This is a genomic window from Kitasatospora sp. NPDC048286, assembly GCF_043201735.1.
Taxonomy (GTDB): domain Bacteria; phylum Actinomycetota; class Actinomycetes; order Streptomycetales; family Streptomycetaceae; genus Kitasatospora.
Genome location: NZ_JBICZE010000012.1, coordinates 39640 through 65021 on the forward strand (window position 1 = coordinate 39640; position 25382 = coordinate 65021).

Sequence of the window (25382 nt, forward strand, 5' to 3'; positions counted from 1 at the left end):
GGGCGGGCCGCCCGGTCACCCCACCAGCGCGGCCGCCGCGTCGGCGCAGCCCCAGCTGAGGGTGACGCCGGCACCGCCGTGGCCGTAGTTGTGGACGATCCGGCCGCCCGGTTCCGCTTCGAGGCGGGGGCCGCCGTGGCGGGCGGGGCGCAGGCCGACGGCGTGGCCGATGACGCGGGCGTGGCGGAGCTCGGGGATGCGGGCCGTGCAGCGGGCGAGGATGGCCTCGGCGGTGGCCGGGTCGGGGGTGGTGTTCCAGTCGTCGGGTTCGAAGGTGCCGCCGAGGACGACGTCGGCGCTGCGGGGGTGGATGTAGGTGTAGCCGGCCGGGTCGTCCTGGATGCGGGTCGAGGTGGGCAGTCCGGGGTTGCGGACGAGGACGAGCTGGCCGCGCACCGGGTGCACAGCCCGGTCGTCGCAGAGCTGCCGGGCGCCGATTCCGGTGGCGTTGACGACGACGGGTGCCCAGGCGAGGGCCTGGTCGAGGGCGTCGAGGCGGCGCTGGACGACCTCGCCGCCGTTGTCGACGAACCGGCCGAGCAGCCAGAGCAGGTAGAGCGGCATCTCGATGGCGGGGGCGGTGAAGGACCAGCCGTCCGCGCAGTCCGGTCCGCGTTCGGCGGCCGTCAGCCGGCGCAGGTCGGGGACGGCCTCGCCCCACCAGGGCAGGCCCTCCGGCTGCCGCTCGTGCTCCAGCATCCGGGTACTGCGCATCGAGACGCCGGGGACGCCCTGCTCGGCCTGGCGGGCGAACTCGGCGAAGGCGGTGGCGGACCAGTGCGCCACCCGGCGGTCGGTGCCGGTGGCGACCGGGAACCAGACGGCCGCGGCGACGGCCGAGGTCGTCGACAGCAGGCCGTCGGCCGTCATCACGACGACCCGAAGTCCCCTCTCCTGCAGCCGGATCGCTGTGGTGAGCCCGATGACTCCGCTTCCGACCACGACGACGTCCATCGTGAACTCCTCCCTCGAAGGCCTGACCGCCGGGGTGCCGGCGGCCGTCTCCAGGAAAGCCGGTCGCGGCGGAGGCCGTCCAAGACCGGTTCTGTCCGGGAGCGATAACCCGCGCTTATCATCGCCGGATGGATCTGCGGATGGACCTGCGTCTGGATCTGCGCCGGATGCGCTACTTCTCCGTGCTGGCCGAGGAGTTGAACTTCACCCGGGCCGCCCGGCGGCTGCACGTGGCGCAGCCGGCGCTCAGCCAGCAGATCAAGGCGCTGGAGCGGCAGCTGGGCGCAGAGCTGGTGGAGCGGACCAGCAAGGGCTGCGCGCTGACCCCGGTCGGGCGGGCCGTCGCGGAGGAGGCCCGGCGGGTGCTGCGGGAGGTGGCGGCGGCCGAGGAGCGGGTCGCGGCGGTGGTGCAGGGGCGGGAGGGCAGACTGCGCGTGGCGTACACCCGCTCCGCCCGCGGCGGGGTCTGTGATGCCCTGGTGACGGAGTTCCGCAACCGGCACCCGCGGCTGGACGTCGCGCTGCAGACCACCTGGACCTCGCACAGCGTCGGCGAGTTGCTCGCCGGGCGGCTGGACGCGGCGTTCGTCCGGCCTCCGCTGGACGTCCCCGAGCTCGCCTGCCGGATCATCGCCGAGGAGGAGTTGCTGCTCGCTGTGCCGGCCGGCCATCCGCTCGCCCGCGGCCGGGCCCGGATCGGCCGGCACCGGATCGTGGACGAGCCGGTGGTGCTGTGGCCACGTGAGAACGGGCCCGGGATGCACGCGCTGATCACGGCGCAGCTGTGGCCCGGTGGGTCGCCGCGGATCGTCCGGGAGGAGCCGGACGACGAGCAGCTGTTGCTGGCGGTGGCGGCGGGTTACGGCATCGCGCCCATCCCCGAGGGGCGGGCCCGGGTGTTCCGGATCCCCGGTGTCTGCCTGCGCCGGCTCACCGCCCCGGTGCCGACCGTCACCCTGGGGCTCGCCCACAATCCGCGCACCGCGCCCCCGGCCGTCCAGCTGCTGCTCGCGATGGCCCCGCCGCTCGGCGGCGGCCGGCCGTGATCCCGAACGGCCGGTTCCCGCCCGTGCCTTGCTGACCGACGACCGGCCCTCGGACGGCAGCCGTGCCCGCCCCCGTCATGCCGCGGGGGCGGGCACGGCCGTTCGGGGGCCGGCTCAGCCGATGGTGGAGCCGGTGATCGGGGCGGACAGTTCGACCGTCTTACCGTTCAGCGCGGTCTTGACGAACTGCCAGCTCAGGCCGGTGATGACGCCCTTGTCCAGCGGGGCCAGCTTGGCGAAGGCCGGCTGGCTGAGGTCGATGTGGGTGGAGTCGCAGGAGGGACACTGGTCCTTCACCGGGACGGTGATGGTCTTGCCCTGGTAGGTGACCTTGACCGAAATGCCCTTGCAGACCGGGTCGTTGTTCGGGTTGGCGGTGGTCCACCAGGCGTGCGAGACGGCGACCAGCATCTGGGTCGCGGCGTTGATCTGGGTGCCACAGGCACCGTAGCCGGCGTCGTTGTAGTAGGTGGCCTTGCCGGACATGGGCTTGTTGATCGGTATCGCGGCGCTGGCGGAGCCGGCCGAGAGGGCGATGAGGGCGGCTGCGGCGAGCGGGGCGCCCGCGAGGATCCTGAGGTTCTTGCCGATGGCGCGCATGGGTTCGTTCCCTCCGGTTGCAGTGCAGGTCATGGGCATGACAGGCGACAAGTCCGGCGAACCGCAAAGCAGTTCATCGATCGAACGCCCGCCCCCGTGGAGGAAACGTATGCGTTCGAGCGCATTGTGGTCCAGACCTCCACGGTGTCGGCATGAACACAAGGCAGGAATCTTTACCAATGCGCCCGAAGGGACGAAGATGCGTGACCGCCCCGGCACGGAGGGTGTTGACAGGCCGTCACCCGTCCCCCTCCGGAGGCCCCCTCAGATGCGCACCTCGCTCGTCGCCCTGCTCCTCGGCACCGTCCTGCTCCCGACCACCGCACCCGTCACCGCCGGTGCGGCACCCCGCGAGGTGAACCAGGGCTACAGCATTCCGGTCGCCGGCGTCACCGACCTCGGCGCGCTGCCCGTCCTCGGCAGCCTCGGACTGGACTTCGCCCGCCTGCTCACCAAGTAGCAAGCTCTGCCCGAGGCGGCGGCCGCCTCCGAGCAGCCGGGCACCCCGGCCGTGGTCCCCGATCAGCCCACCGAGATCCCTCCGCCCGGGTTACCCTCGTCCCGCGCGGCGACCACCCGCGCAACCGACCGAGGGGGGAACGGATGATCGGGGACCTGCTGCCGGACGTCGTGGTGACCGAGGTGGCCTACCTCGATCCGCCGGAGGCCCGGCTGGAGCCCGAGGAGGAAGCGATCATCGCCCGCGCCGTCGACAAGCGGCGCCGCGAGTTCACCACCGTCCGGCACTGCGCCCGGGCCGCCCTCACCCGACTCGGCGTCCCGTACCAGCCACTCGTCCCCGGCCTGCGCGGCGCGCCGAGCTGGCCGGACGGCGTGGTCGGCAGCCTCACCCACTGCGACGGCTTCCGCGCCGCGGCCGTGGCCCGGGCCGGCACCCTCGCCTCCGTCGGCATCGACGCCGAGCCCGCGCTGCCGCTGCCGGAGGGCGTCCAGGAGGCCATCGCGCTGCCGGTCGAGCAGCAGCGGCTCGCCAAGCTGGCCGCCGAGCACCCGGGCGTCCCGTGGGACCGCATCCTGTTCAGCGCCAAGGAGTCGGTCTACAAGGCCTGGTTCCCGCTGACCCTGCTCTTCCTGGACTTCAGCGAGGCCGAGCTGGACCTCTCCCCCGACGGCACCTTCAGCGCCCGGCTGCTCGTGCCCGGCCCGGTGGTCGACGGCCGCCGGATCGACGGCTTCGACGGCCGCTGGGCGGTCCGGAACGGACTGCTCGCCACCGCGATCGCGGTCTCCCCCTGACCGGCCCCCGACCCGCCCCCGTCCCGCCGTCGGCGCCGCATATCCTCGTCCCCGTGACGGTGACCTATGTGATCGACGGCGACGGGATCAAGACCCTGGAGGACTTCTGGGAGGCGGCCGGGCGGACCATCGGGGCGGACGGCTACTTCGGCCGCAACCTCGACGCCTTCGCCGACTGTCTGCGCGGCGGCTACGGCACGCCGGACGACGGTGACTGGGTCATCGAGTGGCGCCACCACGAGGTCTCCCGCCGCAACCTCGGCTACCCGGAGACGGTCCGTCAGCTGGAACGGCGGCTGAGCCGCGCCCACCCGACCAACCGGGCGCACATCACCGCCGAGCTGACGGCCGCCCGGGCGGGCCGGGGGCCGACGGTCTTCGACTGGCTGGTCCGGATCATCGAGGAGGAGCACCCGGGCGGTCTGCGCCTGGCGTAGGGCCTGTCTCCTGGGTCCTTGCCGGGGCCGCGACGCTCCCCCGGCCTTCGGCCGGGAGGTACCCCCCGGGGCGCGCACCTCGCGGCGGGCCCCGCCACGGGCCTCCCGGCTACAGCACGTCCGAGAGCCGCACGAAGCTCCGCCCCGCCGCCAGCAGCCCCGGCACCGCGCCGGCCACCCCGGGAGCCGTACCACCGCCCGGGTGGTTCATGTGACCGATCACGATCGCGCCCGGCGGGGCCGAGGAGACCTGGCGCCGCACCTCGGCCGCGCTGTACGTCGCCCCGTCGTCCCCGTTCACGGTGAAACCGGCCACGCCCTGGCCCAGGTCGGCGACCACCCGGGTGGCGACGTCGTCGTAGTGCGCGGTGCCGGAGCGGAAGAACCGCGGCGGGTGCCCGAGCAGCCCGGTGAGCTTCCGCGCGTTGCCCGTCACCTCGTCGTACACCTCGCCGACGCCGCCCGTCCCGGCGATGCCGTAGGCGGAGCGGCCGGTGACCGAGAGCGGGCGGTGGGCGGTGCCGTGGTTGCCGATCTCGAACAGCGGGTCGGCGGCGAGCCGCTCGAACTCGTCCGGGTTGGCGTCGATCCAGCGGGCGTTCAGGAAGAGGGTGGCCGGCACGTCGTGCGCCCGCAGGAAGTCGATCAGGTCGGCGTCGTAGCCGTTGCCGCCGGGGCCGCCACAGGCGTCGAAGGTGAGCGCCATGGCGCTCTCACCGCCCGGCAGCGCGGTGACCACCCCGGAGACGTCCAGCCCCCACTCGCTCGGCGCCAGCGCGCCGTACCGCTCCACCGTCTCGGCCCGGGTCGGCACGTGCGGGGCCTGTCCCGCGGGCTCGGGCGTCGGACCGGGAGTCGACTCCGGCGCGGACGTCGGCCCGGCGGCGGCCTCGGCGGGCCCGCCGGACGGTGTCGCCGGGGCCGCCGAAGCCGTCGGGGCGGCCGGGGCGGAGGCCGACGACGCGGCCGAACCGGTGCCCGCCGCCCTGCCCCCGCAACCCGCCAGTGCCCCTCCGGCCACCACCATGAGCAGCGTCCGCCGACTCACCGACACGGTCGTCTCCCGTTCAGGCTGTTTCTCACATCAACTGATGACATGACTATGAACCGACCATTCGTCACTCACCGCAACTCGCCCCCGACCCCGCCCGGCCCCTCTTCACCGGCCCGCCCCACCGCCGTGGGCCCCGACTCACCCCCGGTTCACTCGCCGGGGTAGTCACGCGAGCGACCCACCCGCCCCGATCCGGAGGCCTCGATGCCGACCGAACCCAGCAGCCCGCGCCCCGACCAGCCGACCCACCAGCCGACCCACCAACCGACCACCGAACCAGCCGAGCAGCCCGCCGCGCAGCCGGCCCGGCCCGCCCGCCGCGACCTGCTCCGCACCGGCCTCGCCACCGGCGCCGCCACCGCCCTGGGCCTGGCCGCCACCACCGGCCAGGCGAACGCCACCCCCGCCGACGCCCCCGGCGCCCCCGGCGCCACGCCCGCCGACCGCACCCTCACCCTCACCGGCCACCTGCCCACCGGCGCCCCCGACTTCGTGTACCTCCCGGTCGAGGTGCCCGAGGGCGTCCGCGAGATAGCCGTCTCCTACGGCTACGACAAGCCGCCGGTCCCGGCCGGCACCCCCGGCAACTCCTGCGACATCGGCATCTTCGACGAACGCGGCACCGACCTCGGCGGCCCCGGCTTCCGCGGCTGGTCCGGCGGCTTCCGCACCGGATTCAGCCTCTCCCGCGGCGCCGCGACCCCCGGCTACCTCCCCGGCCCGATCAACCCCGGCACCTGGCACGTCGTCCTCGGCCCCTACCAGGTCGCCCCGCAGGGCCTGGACCACCACGTCGAGGTCACCCTCCGGTTCGGCCCGCCCGAGCCGCGGTTCACCCCGCAGTACCCCGCCGAGCGCGCCCGCGGCCGCGGCCGGGCCTGGTACCGGGGCGACTGCCACCTGCACACCGTCCACTCCGACGGGCGGCGCAAGCCCGAGGAGGTGGCCGCCGGAGCGCGCGCGGCCGGCCTGGACTTCATCGTCTCGACCGACCACAACACCAGCTCCTCGCACGCCGCCTGGGGCCCGCTGGCCGGCCCCGACCTGCTGATCCTGCCGGGCGAGGAGATCACCACCCGCAACGGCCACTGGCTGGCCCTCGGCCTGAAGCCCGGCCAGTTCGTCGACTGGCGCTACCGCTCGCGCGACGAGGAGTACCCGCGCTTCGCCCGTCAGGTCCACCGGTCCGGCGGCCTGGTGGTGCCCGCACACCCGTACTGCCCGTACGTCGCCTGCCAGTGGAAGTTCGGCTACGAGGAGGCCGACGCCGTCGAGGTGTGGAACGGCCCCTGGACGTACGACGACGAGTCGGCGGTGGACACCTGGGACGGCCGGCTCGCCGTCGCCCTGCGCGAGGGCCGCTCCTGGCTGCCCGCCCTGGGCAACAGCGACGCGCACAGCGAACCGCAGGTCATCGGCTCCCCCCACACCGTGGTGCTCGCCGAGGACCTCACCCGGGACGCGATCCTCGACGGGCTGCGCGCCGGGCGCAGCTGGCTGGCCGAGTCCTCCGCCGTCGGGCTGGACCTCACCGTCACCGGACACGGCCGCCAGGCGGGCATCGGCGAGGAGCTGACCGTCCCCGCCGACGCCCCGCTGGACGTCCGGCTCACCGTCTCCGGCGTGCCCGGCGGGACGGTCCGCCTGCTCACCGACGAGGGGCAGATGCACCAGGAGTCGCTGCCCGCCGACGGCGCCGGCACGGTGATCTGGCGCACCACCGCCTCGCTCGCCGCCTACGTCCGGGCCGAGGTGCGCCACCCGAAGGCGGACGGCACCCCGGGCCGGGGCAACTCGATGGGCCCGGACCTGCCCTGGGGGCCGATGGCGGCGCTCACCAACCCGATCGTGCTGCGCACCGGCGACCGGTAGGGGCCGTCGGCGGGCCCCAGGTCGTCTCGCCGACCCGCCCAGGAACCGGGTGGGGGACGACTCGGGCCACCCGTTTGGACTAGGTTGATCCCCGAAACGCATCAGTCGTAGGGACGAGGCGGTCGGTTGTCCGGATATGGGCCGACCAGCCCCTTCGCACTCCGACCGCCCCGCCCCGGCTACCCGACCGTCCCCGGCCCGCGAAGGGATCAGCAGCTGTGAACCGTACGACCGTAGGTGGGCCGGAGCTCGGGGGCGGCGGGGGCGCCGGGGGCGTCCTCGTCCTCGTCGACCCGGCCGGGGCCGGGAACAGCCCGGTCGCGGAGCTGCTCGCCCGGGAGCTGAACCCGAGCGTCCACCTGCGGACCGACGACTTCCTGCGGGTCATCCGCAGCGGCCAGCTCCCGCCCCACCTGCCCGAGGCCCAGCGCCAGAACGCCACCGCCCTGGCCGCGGCCGCCCAGGCCGCCTTCGCCTACGCCACCCGCGGCTACCAGGTCGTGGTGGAGTCCCCCGCGGCGCCCGCCGCCCTCGACACCTTCCGACGCGAGAGCCGCACCACCGGCGCCGCCCTCCACTACGTCGTCCTCCAGGCCGGCCCGGCCCCCGAGGACGCCACCCACACCCTCGACACCACCGACCTCACCCCCGAGGCGACCACCGACTCCGTCCTCGCCGCCCTCACCCACCGCACCCACCTCCTCGGCTGGTAGGGCCCCTCCTCCCCCTCAGGCCCCGCCTCGCTCAGGCCCCCACCACCCCGTCGATCGCCTCCCGCAGGAAGTCCGCGTGCCCGTTGTGCCGGGCGTACTCGTGGATCAGGTGGAGCATCACCAGCCGCAGCGACACCTCGGCGTCCCACCGGGCCTGGTAGCCGGTGACGTCGAGGGACCCGGCGGCGCGCTCGATCCGGCGGGAGTGCTCGACCTCGGCCTGCCAGGCGGTGAAGGCCTCGGCCCGGGTGGTGCCGGCCGGGTCGTACGCGGCCTGGTAGTCACCGTCCTCCGACCAGACCAGCGGCACGTCCTCGCCGTCGATCACCCGGCGGAACCAGGTGCGCTCGACCTCCGCCATGTGCCGGACCAGCCCGAGCAGGCTGAGCGTCGAGGGCGGGCTGGAACGCAGGCGCAGCTGCTCGTCGGTCAGGCCCTCGCACTTCAGGGCCAGCGTCGCCCGGTGGAAGTCGAGGAAGCCGCGCAACATCTCGCGCTCACCGCCGGTCAGCGGTGGGGCGGGGCGGCCGTCGGGGGCGTTCACGGTGTCGTTCTCCTCGCGGTGGTCGGGAAATCCCCGCGGACTGTAGCGAACTGTCCTCCCCTTCCGGAGGTCATTTTTCCTCCGGCTTCCCCAGCCGCTTTCCTCCGACTTCCCCAGCCGCCTTCCTCCGGCTTCCCCAGCCGCCTGTCACATCCGCGCGCCCTCCGGTGTCTTCATGTCCGGCAACCCAGACAGCCCACCGAACCGGGAGGACGACACCATGGCACTGCGACTGCCGAAGGCCCAGCTGCCCGCCGAACTGAGCGAGAACATGATCAAGGGTTTCGGGGCCACCCTCGAACCCGTCGAGGCGATCTGGCACAACCCCGCCGTCGCCACCGCGAACCTGGACTTCTCCCGCCGGATCACCGAGTGGGACGCGCTCGACGAGGGACTCAAGTCCTTCGCGCACATGGCGGTGGCCGCGCAGGTCGGCTGCGGCTGGTGCCTGGACGTCGGCTATTTCCACGCGCAGAACCAGGGCCTGGACCTGGCCAAGGCCAGGCAGGTGCCGAACTGGCGGGCGGCGGAGGTGTTCACGCCGCTGGAGCGCGAGGTGCTGGAGTACGCCGAGGCCATGACGGTGACCCCGCCGGCCGTCACCGACGAGCTGTACGACAGCCTGCTGGACCAGCTCGGCGCGGCGGCCATGGTCGAACTCACCGCCTACGTCGCCTTCGTCAACATGGCCACCAGGAACAACACCGCCAACGGCGTCCGTTCCCAGGGCTTCTCCGACTCCTGCGACATCCCGCTGGCCCGGCGCACCGCCGCCACCGGCAACGCCGGCGGCGCCCCGGCCGGAGCGTCGCCGGCATGACCGAGGACCCCTTCGTCACCCACCGCGGCCTGCTCTTCACCGTCGCCTACGAGCTGCTCGGCTCCGCCGCCGACGCCGAGGACGTGCTACAGGAGTCCTGGCTGCGGTGGGCCGAGGTCGACCGCGAGCAGGTGCACGACCCGCGCTCGTACCTCATCCGGATCGTCACCCGCCAGGGCCTCAACCGGCTGCGGACACTGTCCCGCCGGCGCGAGCAGTACGTCGGCGAGTGGCTGCCGGAGCCACTGCTCACCACCCCGGACGTCGCCGAGGACGTCGAACTCGCGGAGAGCGTCTCGTTCGCGATGCTGACCGTACTGGAGACACTCGGGCCGACCGAACGGGCGGTGTTCGTGCTCCGCGAGGTCTTCGAGCTGCCGTACGAGGAGATCGCCGAAGCCCTCGGCAAGACCTCGGCCGCCGTACGGCAGGTCGCCCGGCGGGCCCGCGGACACGTGGCGGCCCGCCGGCCCCGGGTGCGGGTGAGCCGCACCGAGCAGCAGCGGGTGGTGGAGCGGTTCCTGGAGACCCTGCGCACCGGGCGGTTGCAGGACCTGATGGAGGTGCTGGCGCCGGACGTCGTCCTGATCGCCGACGGCGGCGGGATCGCGGCGGCCGCGCCGGCCCCGGTCCACGGTGCCGAGGCGGTCGCGGCCCTGCTCGCACGCGTCGGGCGGCTGCCGGTCGCACCGGACACCGCCACGGTGTGGCTCAACGGCGCGCCGGGCGGCCGGATCGACGTCGGCGGCGAGCCCTCGGTGGTCAGCCTCACGGTGGAGGACGGCCTGATCACCCGGGTCTACGTCGTGCGCAACCCGCAGAAGTTGACCCGGCTCGACACCCCGGCCGACCTCACCCGCTAGCCACCCCCCGTCGCGCGGTGGTGCCCCGAGCCCCTCGGGACACCACCGCGCCCCCACCGTCCCCCGGAACCCCCGCCATCACGTACCGTGTTCGGACCACCACAGGTTTGGGTACGTACCTCGGCGCGCCCGACGGCCGGGCACCCACCGAGCAGGAGACCCAGCGGCCCATGGACCACAACCGCATCCCCCCGACCGTGCGCCGGACCTACGGCACCGACGACCTCAGCACCGCACCGTCGTTCGCCGGAGGATTCATCAACTTCGGCTACTGGCAGGGCATCGACCTCACCGCCCCGACCCCCGAGGACCGGGTGCGCAGCCAGGAACAGCTCTACCGGCGGGTGCTGCGGGAGTTCCCCGAACCACGCGAACGGCTGCGGCTGGCGGAGGTGGGCTGCGGGCGCGGCCTCGGAAGCGCTCTCGCCCTGCGGGAGTTCCGCTTCGCGGCGATGACCGGGGTGGACATCCACCCCGACCAGATCGAGCGCGCCCGCGCCGTCAACGCGAGAGCCCTGGCCACGTACCCCGATCGGTTGGCATACACCCTCGGCGCGGCGGACGAACTCCCGTTCTCCGACGGCTACCTGGACGGCGTCTTCTCCGTCGAGGCCGCCCAGCACTTCCGCGAACTGAACGGCTTCGCCCGCGAGTCCGCCCGCGTCCTGCGATCGGGCGGCCGACTCGTCGTGACCACCTTCTTCACCGCCCCCGGCCCCGACGCCGCCGAACGCCTCAAGATCATGCTCGCCAGCTTCGCCGACGGCCTCGACGTCCCCCACCCCCTCGACGGCTTCACCACCGACCTCACCCGCCACGGCTTCACCGACATCACCACCGAATCCATCGGCACCCACGTCTGGCCAGGCCTCGACCGCTACCTCACCGACACCGTCCCCACCGCCCACTGGTCCCGCCACTTCCTCACCGCCTGGCGCGACAACCTCCTCGACTACCACGTCGTCACCGCCACCCGCATCTGACACCGGAGTTGGGCCGGCTTGCGCCCCGGTCACCGACCGCCTGGTCGGCATGGCGATCCATCACTTGAGCCGTCCCCGCGCATGCGGGAATTACTCCAAGGACGTTCGGTTTGGCGAATTCGACCAGACGTCGACCCCCGTGATGTGGTCCCGGCCGATGCCAGAGCTGATGAGGTCGGCGGACTGCTCGAAGGCGCACTGCCCGGTCCGCGCGCGGGCGGCCGCCGTTGCGGGAACGGCGGCCGCCCGGCGTGCGGTCGGTGGCGGTGGCGGGTCAGCGCCGGAGGGTGGTGACGGTGAGGCCCGGGGCGGTGCGGATCTCCGCTTCGGTGAAGCGCTCGGTCATCCACTGCTTGCGGGCGTAGGCGCGGGTCTGGTCGGTGTAGTGGGGTGAGGTCGGGTTGGCGGACTCGCCGTAGGTGAGCAGGGTGCGGGTGCGCGGGCCGTGGTCGGTGAGTTCGGTCGCCATCACGAAGCTGGCGCCGTGCGGGACGGCGCGGAGGTCGGTCGGGTAGGTGCCGCCTCCGGTGCCGGAGTCCGGCCCGGCCGTCATGACCACGTTGAAGCAGCCCAGTTGGTGGGAGCAGCCGTGCAGCGGGATTCCCGCCCAGCGCTGGACGCTGCCGATCGGGGCGTCCACGGGGAGGCCGCGGGTGGCCAGGTCCTTGACCGCGTCGGCCAGGGCGCGTTGGGCGTCGGGGTTGGCGGCGTCGATGCCGCGCGGGGTGGTCAGCGGCTGGGCGGGGTCGGCGGGGACGGTCTGCCAGGCCGTCGTGCCGGTGCGTGCGAGCGCGTCCCGGTAGGCCTGCCAGAGCACGGTGCCGTGGCTGTCGGCGTCGGCCCGGGTGTCCCAGGCCGCGAGTACGTCGCAGGCCGGGCGGACGTCGACCGGGTTGCCGTCGGAGCCGGCGATCACCGGGTGGGCGCGGCAGAGGGTCACGGCGTCGTCGCGGTCGAGTTCGGCGCTCTGCACCCGGTTGCCGAACATCGTCGCCTGGAGTGTGTTGAGGGTGAAGCCGGGGGCACCGAGGCCGTCGGTGCCGGACCTGCGCTCGGCGATCATGCGCAGGCTCAGCTGCGAGCGCAGCATCCGTTCGGAGGCGCCCTTGTAGACGGTGGGCAGGCCGGTGATCGGCGCGTCCGCGTTGGTCAGGTACGGGCCGTTGTTGGCGTTGGCGACGTAGTCGGTGCGGGTCAGGCTCGGCTGGTTGGCGGGGCCGAAGACCCCGGGCACGAGCGCGTCCGGGTCGCTGCCCGGGTCGCAGGCGGTGGTCGAGCCGTCCAGGACCGGCCCGAGGGGGGTGACCGCGGCGAGGCAGCGGCCGAGTTGCTCGTCGGGGAGGTGGGGGACGGCGGAGGCGTCGGTGAACCAGGTGGTGCCGGTGGAGTCGACGGCCGTGGTGTACACCCAGGGGAGGCCCTGGTAGGTGCGCTGGGCTTGGCGCAGTTGGTCGAGGTTCTGGGCGCGGCCGACCGCCAGCCACTGGTTCAGCGAGCGGAGGTTCTCGGCGTTGGCGTCGCCGAAGGTGTAGGCGTACTGCCCGGTCCAGCCGTCGGCGAGGACGTAGCCGAGGCGGGAGCGGTAGACGGTCCGGTCGACGGTGGTGGGCGTCCCGTCGGCGGCCCGGACGGCGACCTGGACCTTCTCCTGCACCATCCGTTCGACCTTGCCGTCCACCAGGTAGGCGGTCGGGTCGCCGGGCACCAGGGTGAGCCGGTGGAGGGCGTAGTGGTCCGCGTAGCTGGTGGTGTGGCTCCAGGCGAGGCCGCGGGTGTGGCCGATCTGGAGGAACGGGATGCCGTACAGTCCCGCGCCGGCGATGTCCAGGACGCCGGGGATGGTCAGCTGGGCCTGGTAGAAGCGCTCCGGGCCGGCCCAGTGGAGGTGGGGGTTGGCGAGCAGCAGACCGTTGCCGTTGCGGCTGGCGTCACGCCCGATCGCCCAGGCGTTGCTGCCGAGTTCGGGGTTGTCGGCGGATCGGCCGGGAGCGCCGATCAGGGGTACGGCCGCCGCCTGCTCGGACGTCTCGCCGGCGGGCCCGGCCCCGGCGGTGGGCCCGTCCCCGGCGGCAGGCACGGCCCCGGCGCCCGGGACGGCCGTGGCGATCTGCTTCTTGGCGGCGGCGCTGCCCGCCATGGTGTTGACCTCGTAGAGGATGTTCCACAGGTCGTCCGCGGTGATCGGCCCGACCCAGTCCTTCCCCCGGCAGGACGGGTCCGGCAGGTGGTCGGGGCCGGTGTCGCGCAGGTAGCGGTTGTATCCGGCGACGTAGCCGTCCACCAGTTGCCGCGCCTCGTCGGTCGGGCCGAGCGGCGCGGGGGTGGCCAGCAGGCGCTTGACCGTCCCGGTGCGCAGCACGCCCTGCTGGTAGGTGTCGCTCACCAGGTTGCCGACCCGGTCGACGGACTGGCCGTCGGGGCCGAAGTGGCGCGAGCGTTCGCCGCGAGCGGTGACCACCTGGTCGGCGAGCTGGCACAGGTTGTCCTGGGCGAAGGCGTATCCGTAGCCGTAGCCGAGGCCGCCGAAGTCGTATGCCAGGACGTGCGGGACGCCGTACTCGGTCCGGCTGATCCTGGCGGTCCAGCCGCCGCGGTCGGTCTCGGAATCCGCCGCCTGTGCCGCGCCGGGTACCAGTGCCGTCAGCAGCGCGGATGTCACCCCGAGCGCGAGCGCACCCGAGGCGAAACGCCTTGCGCGCGAGCGGAACTGATGCTCACTCGTTTTCCTGTCGTTCATCATGGCCCCAAACTGCCGTCGCGGGCACCGCCGGTCATCGCCCCTCGGGACGACCCGGTCTCGGCCCCCTGGACGATCCGTATACGTCTCGGGTCAGGGATGTTCCCTGACCGCACCGCTTCTCCGTCGGACGATGCGGTTGTGGATCATCAGGGTCCGCGCCCCGACTGACGGGCGGACGAGCGGTCACGACGACGAGTCGGCCAGACCGGTGGGCACCTGCCACTCCCGGCGCCGACCCTTGTTGGTCAGCAGCAGCCCCTCCTTGAAGGCCAGCAGCCCCAGTTGGCTCGCCGCCTTGGCGGCGGGCGGCAGGGTGTCGCCCGCCTTGCCGTACCCGAAGGAGGGCAGGGTGGCGGCGGTGAGCCCGAGTCGGGTGAGGCTGCTCGCCGGGGGCACCTTGACGACGTCGGCGGACGCGTCCCCGATCAGGTGCCGGATCAGCGTGGGGCCCGCTCCCGGCAGGACCGGCAGCACCTCCTTGATGAAGTCCAGCACTCCCTTGGTCAGCGCCGTCCCGGCCTCCGAAGGGCGCTGTTGCCGCCGGATAATGGTGTCCTTCAGAGCGGCCCCGTCGCCGAACTTGACCAGGTCGAGCTGCTCGTGGACGCCCAGGACGTGGCCGACCACCCGCCAGATGTGGAAGTAGGCGTCCCGGTCCTCGGGCAGCAGCTCGACCCCGAGCTTGGCGAGGCCCTGCGGGATCAGCACCGAGAAGCTCATCAGCGTGCCGGCCAGGTCCTCCTGGTTGACGGGCACGCCCAGGGCGGCGGCGTCCCAGTCGCCCAACTGGGACACGTGGTAGCGCATGGTGGCGTGCAGCAGGCGGATCTTCTGGGCCGAGCGGAGCCCGTGGCCGGTCGGCCCCAGGCCGTCCTCGTCGAGCACGTCGACGACGAACTGCGAGGTCTCCGCCAGCCGCCGGTACACCCCGGAGGTGAGGCGCTGGGAGCGGGCCAGCACCTCGGCCCCGTTGCCGCAGGTGTAGCAGAGCGGGAGCGAGCCGCAGAGCAGGATCGAGGCGATCAACGGCTGGTAGCGGCCGAGCAGTTCGTGGCCGCGCGCCATCTGCTCCCGGTCGGCCCAGGCGGGCAGCTCCGCGGTCGCCTCGAAGTACCGCTGGAGCTTGGGCGGCAGGCCCTCGGGGACGGCGTCGCTGTTCCGGCCGAAGCCGAGCAGCGCCTGCCGCACCTGCTCCTGCTGCCCCAGCTCGTAGGTCTCGGCGATGGCGGCGTCTCCGAGCGGGTCGCCGGTGCCGCGCATCCGGTCGAGCAGGTCATCCGTCCAGCCGTTGGCGGCCATGTGGTCCTCCGTCGAGTCGACACGTGGTCCGCACACGTATCACCGCGCTCCGGGCCGCCCGGGCAGCCTCACCCGTACGAGGGCGCGCCGCCCGCTGAACGGCCCGAGGGTCGGCTCAACCCACCGAGGCCTTGGTCGACCGCACCGGCTCGGCCTCCGCCCCGCCGGCACCCGCCCCGCCGACACCCGCCCCGCCGTCCACCTCGGCCAGCGTCGCCAACCGCCGCAGGCTGGCCCGGCGTTGGAGCGCGCCGAGGCCGACGGTCGCCGCGCCGAGCCCGAGCCAGCCGATCGGCCCGGCGGCCATCACCACACCGGTGAGCAGCAGCGGGCCGACCGACTTCTGCACCGACTGGGACATCCCGGCGACCCCCAGGTACGAGGCCCGGGCGCCCGGCGGGGCCAGCACGACCGCCAGTTCCCAGGAGCTGACCGAGCGCAGCAGTTCCGCCAGGGTGACCAGGATCGCCGCGGCCAGCAGCGCGACCGAGGCCAGGACCGGCCCGGCGCCGGTGGCGAGCACGATCAGCAGGCAGCCGCCCAGCACCGTCACCCCGTACCAGCGCACCGCCGCGGCCGCCCCGAGCGGCCCCTCCGCCCAGGCCGAGACCCGCAGTTGCAGCAGTACCACGAGCACCGTGTTGAGCGCCAGGAAGATCGGGACGACGACGTGCGGCGCGCCGGTGTGGTGGACCAGCCAGAGCGGCAGCCCGACGTTGAGGATCGAGTCGTCCAGGCTCAGCGGCATGTCCAGCAGGACGAACCGCAGGTAGCCGCGGTCACGCCAGGGGCTCGGCGGGGCGGCCGGCGCCCCGCCGGGCTCGTCCCCGGCCTTCGCCGCGACCAGGCCGCGCCCGGACGGCTCCCGGGTGCGCCAGACCAGCAGGGCGGCCAGCACGTAGGAGAGCCCGTTGGCCAGGATCAGCACTCGGTAGGCGGACGTGGTCCCCACCGCCAGCCCGATCGCCGCGACGCCCGCCCCGAGCGCGTACCCCGCGTTGGCCACGCTGCGGAACAGCGCCTGGTAGGTGGCCCGCCGCTCGCCCGCGACCCGGGCCGCGAACAGCATCTCCAGCGTCTTGGCGGCCCGCTCGGCCAGGCAGATCAGGGCCACCACGGGCAGCAGCGCGGCGAAGTCGTCGACCACCAGCAGCAGCGCCATCGCGCCCAGCCGCAGCAGGTGGCAGCCGATCAGCAGCAGGCGCACCGGCACCCGCTCGGCGGCCCGTCCGGCCAGCGGGGACCCGGCGATTCCCGCCACCGCGCCCACCCCGAGCAGCAGGCCCAGCTGCCGCGCGTCCATCCCGCAGACGTAGGTGAAGTAGAGCACCGAGGCCGCCGCCCACACCCCCGTGCCGGTCCGGTCGACGCACTGCGCCAGCAGCATGATCCGCGCGTCCCGCCCGCCCGGCGGCCGCCGCAGCTGCGCTATCAGTCCGTTCCCCCGCATGGTGGTCCCCCGTCGCACTCGACATCAATCCCGGCATCAATCTCGATATCAAGATACTTCACATCAAGAGACTTGCGGAACCCCCGGGAACGCCGATGGCGCCCGACCCCTTACAGGGCCGAGCGCCACCGGTGCGGCCACGGGCACCCGCCGGGCCCGCCGCTCAGCGGCGGCCCAGCCCCCGCAGCAGCGCCGCACCCGCCGCCGGGGCGCGCGCCGCCCGGCCCTCGACGCGAGGCGGGCGGTGCGCCACACTCTCCCCAGCAGCACCCGCGCTCCCAACGCACCGGTACGACGCACCGACCACCGCACCACGGAGAGCCGACCGTTGACCACTCGCCAACTGCTTCAGATCGCCTTCTCGTCCGGACGGACCGGGTCCGGACCGGCCACCTGGGGCCAACGGGCCATCTGGGACGCCGTACGACAGCTGCCGCCGGCCGACGCACCGCGCTACAACATCGCCACCGCGGCACCGCTGGACCCGGGAGTGCCCCTGCCCGTCCTGCTCACGGCGCTGCAGCAGCTGCTGCACCTGCACGACTCACTGCACACCCGACTGCTCCCCGACGAGTCCGGCTTCCTCCGCCAAGTCGTCGACGGTGAAGGCCTCTTGGACGTCCACCTGCAACCCGCCGAGGAGCACGATGGCCACGAGGATCGCGAGGACTACAAGGAGCCGGCCGAGCTCGGCGCCCGGCTGCACGAGGAGCTGGCCGCGCAGGCCTTCGACACCGCCACCCAGTGGCCGCTCCGGATCGGCGCGGTGACGGCGGGCGGGCTGGTCCGGCACATCAGCCTGGTGCTCTCGCACACCGCGGTGGACGGCACCGGGATGGGCCGGCTCGTCGCCGACCTGTCCGCGCTCTGCCTCGGCAGCTCCCCCGAGGAACTGGCCGAACTGCGCGCACCCGCCCGGCAACCGCTGGAGGAGGCCGAGTTCCAGAACTCCGAACGGGGCCTGCGACGCGACGCGGGAGCCCGCACGCAGTTCGTGCGCAAGCTCAGGCTGGGCCCGGCCCGGCTCTTCCCGCCGGCCGCCGCGCAGCCCGGCCGGTTCCCGAACGCGGTGCTCCGCTCCCCCGCCCTGCCCCGGGCCGTCGAACGGGTGGCGGCCAGGCACCGGGTCAGCACGGGCTCGGTGCTGCTCGCCGCGACGGCCGCGATGACCGCCCGGCTCGCCGGCTCCACCGAGGCCGTGCTGAACGTCGTGGTCAACAACCGCTTCCTGCCCGAACTGGCCAACGCGGTGAGCGTGGTCGCGGGTGACGGACTGTTCCATCTCCCGGACGCCACCGCCGAGTTCGACGAGATCGTGCGCCGAACCCACGCCGCGGCGATCGGCACCTACCGCCACGCCTACTACGACAAGCTCGCGTTGGCGGCCGAGATCGACCAACTGACCGCCGAGGGCGTCCGACTGGCCGACCGCTCCTGCGTGTTCAACGACACCAGGGAACTGCTGCCGGCCACGGCCGACCCCGGCGGGGACCGGACCACCCTCAGCTGGCCGGTGGAGTTCGAACCCCGCCCCGGCCTGACCTACGCCCTGGACGCCCTGCAGACCGCGGACGCGCTGAGCCTGGCCATGACGGCGGATCCGTCGGTGCTCCCGCGCTCCGCGATGGAGCGGTTCCTCTACGGGGTCGAGGAGTTGATCCTCACCGAGGCCGTCACCGAGGCCGACGCCGGGACCACTCCGGAGGTCGACCCAGCCGCCCCCGGGCCCGCCGACCACGCCTGACCCCGAGGCCGTCCTGACCGACTGTCAGTGCCACACGCTATGGTCGGCCTCGAACGATCCCAGCACGAACAGCACCACCGTCACCAGGGGGCACCATGACCACACCGGGCACCGGCCCGCTCACCACCGCCGACCTCGTGGAGGGCTGGCACCGGGTGGGCGTCCGTGCGGGCATGGCGCTGATCGTGCACTCCTCGCTCTCCAGCCTCGGCCGGGTCGAGGGCGGCGCGGCGGCCGTGGTGGCCAGCCTGCGCGAGGCGGTCGGGCGCGGCGGCACCGTCGCCGCGCCCACCTTCACCTCGGACACCGTCCGTGACCCGGCCCCCGGGCACAGCGGCCCGCCCGGCCCCGGGGTCGCCGAGCTCCGCGCCGCCGTCCCGCTCTTCCACCCAGGGCTGCCCGCCACCACGGGTGCGGTGGCGGAGGCGCTGCGCGCCCTGCCGGAGAGCCTCCGCAGCAGCCACCCGCAGGTCTCGGTCGCCGCCGTCGGCGCGCACGCCCGGGAGGTCACCGCCCGGCGCTCGCTCGGCTTCGCCGTCGGTCGGGAGTCGCCGTTCGGTGCGCTGCACGACCTCGGCGGGTACGTGCTGCTGGTCGGCGTCGGCCACAACCGCAACACCTTCCTGCACTACGCCGAGACCTTCGCCCCCAACCGCCGGCTCAAGCTCCGCCGCTTCCCGATGGCGATCCAGGGCGAGCGGGTCTGGATCGAGGCGCCGGACGTCGCGGACGACAACGGCACCCACTTCCCGGTCGTGGGGCGGGAGTTCGAGGAGCGGGCGGGAATCCGGGAGGTGCTGGTCGGCGACGCGCCCTGCCGTCTGATCCCGGTCCGCGACCTCATACCCTTCGCCGTCCGCCGCCTGACCGAGCTGCTGGCGGCGGACGGCCCCGGAGCGGCATAGGCCGGGCCGACGGTCCCGCCGTACGCGCGGAACCGCCGACTCGTTCCCGCATGCCGTCAGTGACGGTCCTCGTGCACCGAGGCGGCGTCCTGGATCTTCTTCCAGGACTTCGGCTCCACCGGCAGCTGCGCCTGCGCCTTGCCCGCGCCCGTCTCCGCACCCGGCGCCAACGAGGCGACGGCCGTGGCGCCCGGCGCCACCGGCCCGACGGCCGGCTTGCTCGGGGTGAACAGCCAGGTGTTCAGCAGATCGCCGAGCTTCTGGCCCGACACCTTCTCCGCGTACGCCTGGAACTCCGGAATGGTGGCGTTGCCGTAGCGACGCTCGGTGGGCCAGCCCTTCAGGATCCGGAAGAACTTCTCGTCCCCGACGGCGTTGCGCAGCGCCTGGATGGCCACCGCGCCGCGGTAGTACACCGCGCCGGAGAACTGGTTCTCCTCACCCGGGTCTCCCGGCTTGACGGTCCAGAACGGGTCGTCGGCGGGGCGTGAGGCGTAGATGTAGTCGGCCAGTTCCTGTGCGGTGCCCTCGTTCTCGTGCTCGGACCAGAGGAACTGCGAGTACTCGGCGAAGCCCTCGTTCAACCAGATGTCGCTCCAGCGCGAGAGCGAGACGCTGTCGCCGTACCACTGGTGGGCCAACTCGTGCACGACCACGGAGGTGTTGGACCCCTTGGCGAACAGCCCGGGGCCGTAGGAGACCCGGGTCTGGGTCTCCAGGGCGCCGCTGGACCGAATGTTGGCGACGTAGCCGCCGGCCGAGCTGAACGGGTACTCGCCGAAGTAGCCGCTCAGCCAGTCGACCAGCTCGCCGGTGCGCTCCACGCTTGCCCGGGCGGCATCCGCGTTCTCGCCCAGGTCCTTGCTGTAGGCGTTGTAGACCGGCAGCCCGCCGGCCGTGGTGTCCCGGGTGACGTCGAACTTGCCGATCGCGAGTGTCGCCAGGTACGTCGCCTGCGGCTTGTTCTCCCGCCAGCTGTACCGGGTCCACCCCGCCTGGGAGGTGGTGCCGGCCAGCACGCCGTTGCTGATCACCTGGGTGCCGTTCGGCACCTGCACCGAGACGTCGAAGGTCGCCTTGTCGCTCGGGTGGTCGTTGCTCGGGAACCACCACCCGGCCGACACCGGCTCGCCGGACGCGACCGCACCGTCCGGGGTACGGCGCCAGGCGGTGTAGCCGCCGTACTTCTTCACGGTGGACGGCACGTCCTTGTAGCGCACCACCACGGTGGCCTGGCTGCCCTTGGCGAGCGGCCGGGCGGGGGTGACTTCCAACTCCTGATCGCCGCTGGCGGCGAAGGTCGCCGGCCGGCCGTTGACCCGGACCTCGGAGACGTTCAGCGTGAAGTCGAGGTTGAACCGGGAGAGGTCCTGGGTCGCCGTGGCGAGGATGGTCGTGGTGCCCTCCAGCTCATCCGTGGCGGGCTGGTACTTCAGCCGGATGTCGTAGTGCGAGACGTCGTACCCCCCGTTGCCGAGGGTCGGGTAGTACGGGTCCCCGACGCCGTCCGCGCCGGGTTGGAAGTCGGCAGCCGAGGCGGGGACGGCAAGGAACAGGCTCAGCGCACTGGCAGCGGAGACGATCAACCTCTTGCGCACATGGTCCTCCAGGAGTCACCGGAACGATTGGGTTGAACCGATCCTTGTCCCGGAGGCCCCGCTCCCACTCCCCGATCGTGAGACCTTCATGAAAAGAAACACGCCGAAATGACGGCTTCGCGGCACTGCCGCGAAGCCGTCACGCCACTCGTTGCCGATATGTCGTCAGTTGTGGGCTTCGTGCACCGAGTTGGTCTCCTGGATCTTCTTCCAGGACTTCGGCTCCACCGGCAGCTGCCCCTGCGCCTTGCCCGCGCCCGTCTCCGCACCCGGCGCCAACGAGGCGACGGCCGCGGCGCCCGGCGCCACCGGCCCGACGGCCGGCTTGCTCGGGGTGAACAGCCAGGTGTTCAGCACGTCGCCGAGCTTCCGGCCCGACACCTTCTCCGCGTACGCCTGGAACTCCGGAATGGTGGCGTTGCCGTAACGGCGCTCGGTGGGCCAACCCTTCAGGATCCGGAAGAACTTCTCGTCCCCGACGGCGTTGCGCAGCGCCTGGACGGCCACCGCGCCGCGCTCGTACACGGCGCTCGCGAACTGGTTCTCCTCGCCCGGGTCGCCCGGCTTGATGCTCCAGAACGGGTCGTCGGCCGGGTGCGAGGCGTAGACGTAGTCGGCCAACTCCTGTGCGGTGCCCTCGTTCTCGTGCTCCGACCAGAGGAACTGGGCGTAGCGGGCGAAGCCCTCGTTCAACCAGATGTCGCTCCAGCGCGAGAGCGAGACGCTGTCGCCGTACCACTGGTGGGCCAGCTCGTGCACGACCACCGAGGTGTTGGAGCCCTTCGCGAACTGCCGGGGGCTGTAGAAGATCCGGGTCTGGGTCTCCAGGGCGTAGCCGGTCGGGACGTTGGGGACGTAGCCGCCGACCGAGCTGAACGGGTACTCGCCGAAGTAGCCGCTCAGCCAGTCGACCAGCTCGCCGGTGCGCTCCACGCTCGCCCGGGCGGCATCCGCGTTCTCGCCCAGGTCCTTGCTGTACGCGTTGTAGACCGGCAGCCCGCTCGGCGTGGTGTCCCGGGTGACGTCGAACTTGCCGATCGCCAGCGTGGCCAGGTACGTCGCCTGCGGCTTGTTCTCCCGCCAGCTGTACCGGGTCCAGCCGGCCTGGGAGGTGGTGCCGGTCAGCAGGCCGTTGCTGATCGCCTGGGTGCCGTCCGGTACCAGCACGGAGACGTCGTAGGTGGCCTTGTCGCTCGGGTGGTCGTTGCTGGGGAACCACCACCAGGCCGCCTCGGGCTCGTTGGCCGCGATCCCGCCGTCCGGGGTGCGGTGCCAGCTGGTGAACCCGTACTTCTTCACGGTGGACGGCACCCCCTTGTACCGCACCACCACGGTGGCCTGGCTGCCCTTGGCGAGCGGCCGGGCGGGGGTGATCTCCAGTTCCTGCTCCCCGCTGGTGGCAAAGCTCGCGGGCCGGCCGTTGACCCGGACCTCGGAGACGTTCAGCGCGAAGTCGAGGTTGAACCGGGAGAGGTTCTGGGTCGCCGTGGCGAGGATGGTCGTGGTGCCCTCCAGCTCGTCGGTGGCGGGCTGGTACTTCAGCCGGATGTCGTAGTGCGAGACGCGGTACCCGCCGTTGCCGTAGGTGGGGTAGTACGAGTCGCCGACCCCGGCCGCGCCGGGTTGGAAGTCGGTTGCCGAGGCGGGGACGGCAAGGAACAGGCTCAGGGCACTGGCAGCGGAGACGATCAGCCTCTTGCGCACGTGGTCCTCCAGGGATCACCGGAACGATTGGGTCGGATCGATCCATGTCCCGGAGGCCCCGCTCCCACTCCCCACATCTGAGATGTTCATGAAAAGAAACGCGCCGAAATCACCGCTTCGCAGCACTGCCGCGAAGCCGTCACTCCGTCTCACCCCCGCCCGCCCTCATGCCCGCCCCACTCCTCACGCCCACCGCCCTCACGCCCCGAGCACCACCGGCGCCCGCACCAGCGAGCCGTACTCCGTCCACGAGCCGTCGTAGTTCTTGACGTGCGGGTAGCCGAGCAGCTCGGTGAGCGCGAACCAGGTGTGCGCGGACCGCTCGCCGATCCGGCAGTACGCGATCACCTCGCGCTCCGACTCCACGCCCTTCCCCCCGTACAGCGCCCGCAGCTCCTCCGCCGAGCGGAACGACCCGTCGTCGTTGGCCGCCTGCGACCACGGGATGTTGACCGCGCCCGGGATGTGCCCGGGCACCTGCGCCTGCTCCTGCGGCAGGTGCGGGGGCGCGATCAGCTCGCCCCGGAACTCGGCGGGCGAGCGGACGTCCACGAGCACCGCGTCCGCGCCGGGCTTGGCGAACACCTCGGCCTTCGCCAGGACCTCGTCCCGCAGTGCCCGCAGCTCCGGCCGCTCGGGCCCGTCGAGCCGGTAGCCGCTGTGCTGGTAGTCCATCACCTCGTGGGTGAGCTCCCGCCCCTCCAGCTCCCACTTCTTGCGCCCGCCGTCCAGCAGTCGCACCGGCCCGAAGCCGCGCAGCCGCAGCAGCCAGTAGGCGTACGCGGCGAACCAGTTGTTGTTGCCGCCGTAGAGCACCACCGTGGTGTCGTCCTCGACCCCGGCCGCCCTCAGCAGGTGCTGGACGCCGTCGCGGTCGATGTAGTCCCGGCCGACCTGGCTGTGCAGATCGGTGGTCCAGTTCCAGCCGACCGCCCCGGGGATGTGGTCCCGGTCGTAGGCCTCGGTGTCCTCGTCCACCTCGACGACCCGGATCGTCCCGTCGTCCAGGTGGTGGGCCAGCCATTCGGTGTGGACCAACGCCTCGGGGTGCGCGTAGCCGTTGCCGGTCATCCCAGGCCCTCCTTCGCTCTGCCCAGGCTGCGGCGCCCGACCACGGGCTCAGCGGGCCGCGCGACGACGGCAGGACGTACGGGCACGGCGAGTCGCCGGCGACCGGGCCGGACAGTTCGAACCTACGCCGTCCGTCCGGCCCGGGCCACCCCGCGCCCCCTCGCTCTTCGCCCCCCAGCCCCCTCGCCCCTCGCTCTTCTCGCTCCGCTCAGGAGAAGACGACGGAGCGCAGCTTCAGCCGGTCGCCGAGCTTCTTGCCGGGGTTCATGACGTAGAACACGTCACCCGCGCAGTCGGCGGCCAGGTAGACCGTGGCCGTGGAGCGGGTGAGGTTCTCCGGCGCGAAGCCCGGGTCGTCCTCGGTCGTCCACGGCAGGTCGATGCACTCGCCGCTCGGCGGGTCGGCCAGGCCGGTGACGACTCCGGGGCCGACCTTGTAGAGGAAGTCGCCCGTCGCGGCATTGGCGGAGAACGGGACGGCGAGGACGAGGGCGACGGCGCTGGCGGCGGCGAGCACGGCGTTGCGGAGACGCATGGGTGAGGGCCTTTCAGGTGGTACTCGGCGGTACCCGGTTAGTGATGCGAGATCACCCTAGAGGCCCAAAATCCGCAGAAACGCTTCTTCTAATCCACCTATTCGAGTGATTTAGAGGTTGAAACCGCTACTCGCCTTCATTCGAAAGCCACCGGAAATCCCACTCAGTTCGGCGGGGCCGTGAAGCTGTACCCGGAGTCGACGAGCACCGGCAGGTACGCCTTCAGCGCCGCCACCGTCTGTGACCGGTCCCCGCCGCCGTCGTGGTTGAGCACGATCGACCCGGGCCGGACGTTCTTGAGCACCCGGTCGATGATCGCCGAGGTCCCGGGCCGCGCCCAGTCCCGCGGATCCACCGACCAGGCCATGTTCCGCATCCCGAGGTCGGCGGCCACCTTGAGCGAGGTCGGGGACCAGTCCCCGCCCGGCGCGCGGAACCAGGTGGGCTGCCGGCCGGCGGTCCGCTGCAGCAGGTCCGAGGTGCGCTCCAGCTCGTCCCGCACCTTGCCCTCCGGGAGGTGCCGCAGGTCAGGGTGGGTCCAGGTGTGGTTGGCGATGTGGTGGCCGCGGTCCGCGATCTCCCGCACCAGGGCGGGGTGCTCGACGGCGTTCTCGCCGATCAGGAAGAAGGTCGCCCTGACCCCGTACTGCTCGAACAGCGCCAGCACGGTCGGGGTGTGGCGGGGGTCCGGACCGTCGTCGATGGTGAGCGCCACCGCCCGCCGATCCGGGTCCAGGTCGTACACCGGCTTGCCCTCCTCCTCGGTGAGCACCCGGCGCAGGGGCACCGCACTGGGCACGGTGGCCGACGGGGACCCGGACGGCGGCACCGGCGAGGTCACCGTGGACGGCCCGCTCCCCGGGGTGGCCGCGGCGGACGGCTCGCCCGCCGCCCCCTCGGGCCCCGCCGGAGCGGACGGGGCGGCGGCATCGGTCGCCCCCGCCGTGGCGCCGCCCTCCCCCTCGCCCCAGGTGCCCCGACATCCGGCAGCCGTCCCCAGGAGGGACATTCCGGCCGCAACCAGCAGCAATCTACGCGAAGTAATCTGACGATCTGACAGCATTGTGGATGCTTCCCCCGGCCGTCACCGCCGCTCCCCGGAGGCAACTCAGACGGACCCGATCACCACTCCGACGGCCCAAGGGCTCCTGCCGCACACCCCGTTTCCCGGGTTCTTCCACGGATCTTCCCC

Annotated in this window: 23 protein-coding genes; 11 read left to right on the plus strand and 12 right to left on the minus strand. The window is 72.9% G+C overall.

Annotated features, from left to right (window positions below; all coding sequences use genetic code 11):
* Window positions 1–15: 15 nt before the first annotated feature.
* On the minus strand, window positions 16–954 hold the full coding sequence (locus tag ACGF13_RS27160; RefSeq protein ID WP_392879768.1) for an FAD-dependent oxidoreductase: 939 nt from the start codon (window positions 952–954) through the stop codon (window positions 16–18).
* Between the two features lie 128 nt (window positions 955–1082).
* On the opposite strand from ACGF13_RS27160, the gene ACGF13_RS27165 reads away from it, so the two are divergent.
* Window positions 1083–2000 (plus strand): LysR family transcriptional regulator, encoded by a 918-nt coding sequence (locus ACGF13_RS27165; protein WP_392879770.1) that lies wholly within the window; start codon window positions 1083–1085, stop codon window positions 1998–2000.
* Between the two features lie 114 nt (window positions 2001–2114).
* Here ACGF13_RS27165 and ACGF13_RS27170 read toward each other — a convergent pair whose 3' ends face one another.
* Complete coding sequence (locus ACGF13_RS27170) at window positions 2115–2600, minus strand: cysteine/serine endopeptidase inhibitor (protein ID WP_392879772.1); 486 nt, start codon at window positions 2598–2600, stop codon at window positions 2115–2117.
* Between the two features lie 268 nt (window positions 2601–2868).
* On the opposite strand from ACGF13_RS27170, the gene ACGF13_RS27175 reads away from it, so the two are divergent.
* The 3 genes from ACGF13_RS27175 to ACGF13_RS27185 all read left to right on the plus strand — a co-directional run bounded on the left by ACGF13_RS27175 (window position 2869) and on the right by ACGF13_RS27185 (window position 4294).
* Window positions 2869–3060: a hypothetical protein gene (locus ACGF13_RS27175; RefSeq protein ID WP_392879775.1), complete on the plus strand. Its 192-nt coding sequence runs from the start codon at window positions 2869–2871 to the stop codon at window positions 3058–3060.
* A gap of 143 nt (window positions 3061–3203) precedes the next feature.
* Complete coding sequence (locus ACGF13_RS27180) at window positions 3204–3857, plus strand: 4'-phosphopantetheinyl transferase (RefSeq protein WP_392879777.1); 654 nt, start codon at window positions 3204–3206, stop codon at window positions 3855–3857.
* A gap of 53 nt (window positions 3858–3910) precedes the next feature.
* Window positions 3911–4294: a barstar family protein gene (locus tag ACGF13_RS27185; protein ID WP_392879780.1), complete on the plus strand. Its 384-nt coding sequence runs from the start codon at window positions 3911–3913 to the stop codon at window positions 4292–4294.
* 109 nt (window positions 4295–4403) lie between these two features.
* Here ACGF13_RS27185 and ACGF13_RS27190 read toward each other — a convergent pair whose 3' ends face one another.
* The gene (locus tag ACGF13_RS27190) at window positions 4404–5348 is read right to left on the minus strand and encodes a polysaccharide deacetylase family protein (protein WP_392879782.1); all 945 of its coding nucleotides are present in this window, start codon (window positions 5346–5348) and stop codon (window positions 4404–4406) included.
* Window positions 5349–5552: 204 nt separating this feature from the next.
* Here ACGF13_RS27190 and ACGF13_RS27195 point away from each other — a divergent pair, with 204 nt between their 5' ends.
* Together ACGF13_RS27195 and ACGF13_RS27200 are read left to right on the plus strand one after the other, a co-directional pair.
* On the plus strand, window positions 5553–7220 hold the full coding sequence (locus ACGF13_RS27195) for a CehA/McbA family metallohydrolase (RefSeq protein WP_392879785.1): 1668 nt from the start codon (window positions 5553–5555) through the stop codon (window positions 7218–7220).
* A 218-nt stretch (window positions 7221–7438) separates the two neighbouring features.
* Complete coding sequence (locus ACGF13_RS27200; protein ID WP_392879787.1) at window positions 7439–7933, plus strand: hypothetical protein; 495 nt, start codon at window positions 7439–7441, stop codon at window positions 7931–7933.
* Between the two features lie 31 nt (window positions 7934–7964).
* On the opposite strand, the gene ACGF13_RS27205 is transcribed toward ACGF13_RS27200, so the two are convergent.
* The gene (locus tag ACGF13_RS27205; RefSeq protein WP_392880285.1) at window positions 7965–8423 is read right to left on the minus strand and encodes a DinB family protein; all 459 of its coding nucleotides are present in this window, start codon (window positions 8421–8423) and stop codon (window positions 7965–7967) included.
* Between the two features lie 274 nt (window positions 8424–8697).
* Between ACGF13_RS27205 and ACGF13_RS27210 the strand changes: the two genes are divergently transcribed.
* From ACGF13_RS27210 to ACGF13_RS27220, 3 genes are all read left to right on the plus strand, one after another.
* Complete coding sequence (locus ACGF13_RS27210; RefSeq protein ID WP_392879790.1) at window positions 8698–9297, plus strand: carboxymuconolactone decarboxylase family protein; 600 nt, start codon at window positions 8698–8700, stop codon at window positions 9295–9297.
* Window positions 9294–10160 (plus strand): RNA polymerase sigma-70 factor, encoded by an 867-nt coding sequence (locus ACGF13_RS27215; RefSeq protein WP_392879793.1) that lies wholly within the window; start codon window positions 9294–9296, stop codon window positions 10158–10160. The genes ACGF13_RS27210 and ACGF13_RS27215 overlap by 4 nt, the downstream gene beginning before the upstream one ends.
* Before the next feature lie 107 nt (window positions 10161–10267).
* A complete protein-coding gene (locus ACGF13_RS27220) occupies window positions 10268–11143 on the plus strand; it encodes a class I SAM-dependent methyltransferase (protein ID WP_392879796.1) in 876 nt (291 codons plus the stop codon).
* A 274-nt stretch (window positions 11144–11417) separates the two neighbouring features.
* Here ACGF13_RS27220 and ACGF13_RS27225 read toward each other — a convergent pair whose 3' ends face one another.
* From ACGF13_RS27225 to ACGF13_RS27235, 3 genes are all read right to left on the minus strand, one after another.
* The gene (locus ACGF13_RS27225; protein WP_392879799.1) at window positions 11418–13802 is read right to left on the minus strand and encodes a penicillin acylase family protein; all 2385 of its coding nucleotides are present in this window, start codon (window positions 13800–13802) and stop codon (window positions 11418–11420) included.
* Between the two features lie 264 nt (window positions 13803–14066).
* Window positions 14067–15182 (minus strand): oxygenase MpaB family protein, encoded by a 1116-nt coding sequence (locus tag ACGF13_RS27230; protein ID WP_392879802.1) that lies wholly within the window; start codon window positions 15180–15182, stop codon window positions 14067–14069.
* Window positions 15183–15297: 115 nt separating this feature from the next.
* Window positions 15298–16632: an MFS transporter gene (locus ACGF13_RS27235; protein ID WP_392879805.1), complete on the minus strand. Its 1335-nt coding sequence runs from the start codon at window positions 16630–16632 to the stop codon at window positions 15298–15300.
* A 328-nt stretch (window positions 16633–16960) separates the two neighbouring features.
* Between ACGF13_RS27235 and ACGF13_RS27240 the strand changes: the two genes are divergently transcribed.
* Together ACGF13_RS27240 and ACGF13_RS27245 are read left to right on the plus strand one after the other, a co-directional pair.
* Window positions 16961–18376: a condensation domain-containing protein gene (locus ACGF13_RS27240; RefSeq protein ID WP_392879808.1), complete on the plus strand. Its 1416-nt coding sequence runs from the start codon at window positions 16961–16963 to the stop codon at window positions 18374–18376.
* 95 nt (window positions 18377–18471) lie between these two features.
* On the plus strand, window positions 18472–19281 hold the full coding sequence (locus ACGF13_RS27245) for an aminoglycoside N(3)-acetyltransferase (RefSeq protein ID WP_392879810.1): 810 nt from the start codon (window positions 18472–18474) through the stop codon (window positions 19279–19281).
* 56 nt (window positions 19282–19337) lie between these two features.
* Here the strand turns inward: ACGF13_RS27245 and ACGF13_RS27250 are convergent, their stop codons facing one another.
* The 5 genes from ACGF13_RS27250 to ACGF13_RS27270 all read right to left on the minus strand — a co-directional run bounded on the left by ACGF13_RS27250 (window position 19338) and on the right by ACGF13_RS27270 (window position 24989).
* Complete coding sequence (locus ACGF13_RS27250) at window positions 19338–20879, minus strand: M1 family metallopeptidase (RefSeq protein WP_392879813.1); 1542 nt, start codon at window positions 20877–20879, stop codon at window positions 19338–19340.
* Window positions 20880–21044: 165 nt separating this feature from the next.
* The gene (locus tag ACGF13_RS27255; protein ID WP_392879816.1) at window positions 21045–22583 is read right to left on the minus strand and encodes a M1 family metallopeptidase; all 1539 of its coding nucleotides are present in this window, start codon (window positions 22581–22583) and stop codon (window positions 21045–21047) included.
* Between the two features lie 198 nt (window positions 22584–22781).
* Complete coding sequence (locus tag ACGF13_RS27260) at window positions 22782–23654, minus strand: sulfurtransferase (RefSeq protein ID WP_392879818.1); 873 nt, start codon at window positions 23652–23654, stop codon at window positions 22782–22784.
* A gap of 208 nt (window positions 23655–23862) precedes the next feature.
* A complete protein-coding gene (locus ACGF13_RS27265; RefSeq protein ID WP_392879820.1) occupies window positions 23863–24189 on the minus strand; it encodes a hypothetical protein in 327 nt (108 codons plus the stop codon).
* Between the two features lie 164 nt (window positions 24190–24353).
* Window positions 24354–24989 carry a polysaccharide deacetylase family protein gene (locus ACGF13_RS27270; RefSeq protein WP_392879823.1) on the minus strand — a complete coding sequence of 212 codons (636 nt, stop codon included), beginning with the start codon at window positions 24987–24989 and terminating at the stop codon, window positions 24354–24356.
* Between the last annotated feature and the right edge of the window lie 393 nt (window positions 24990–25382).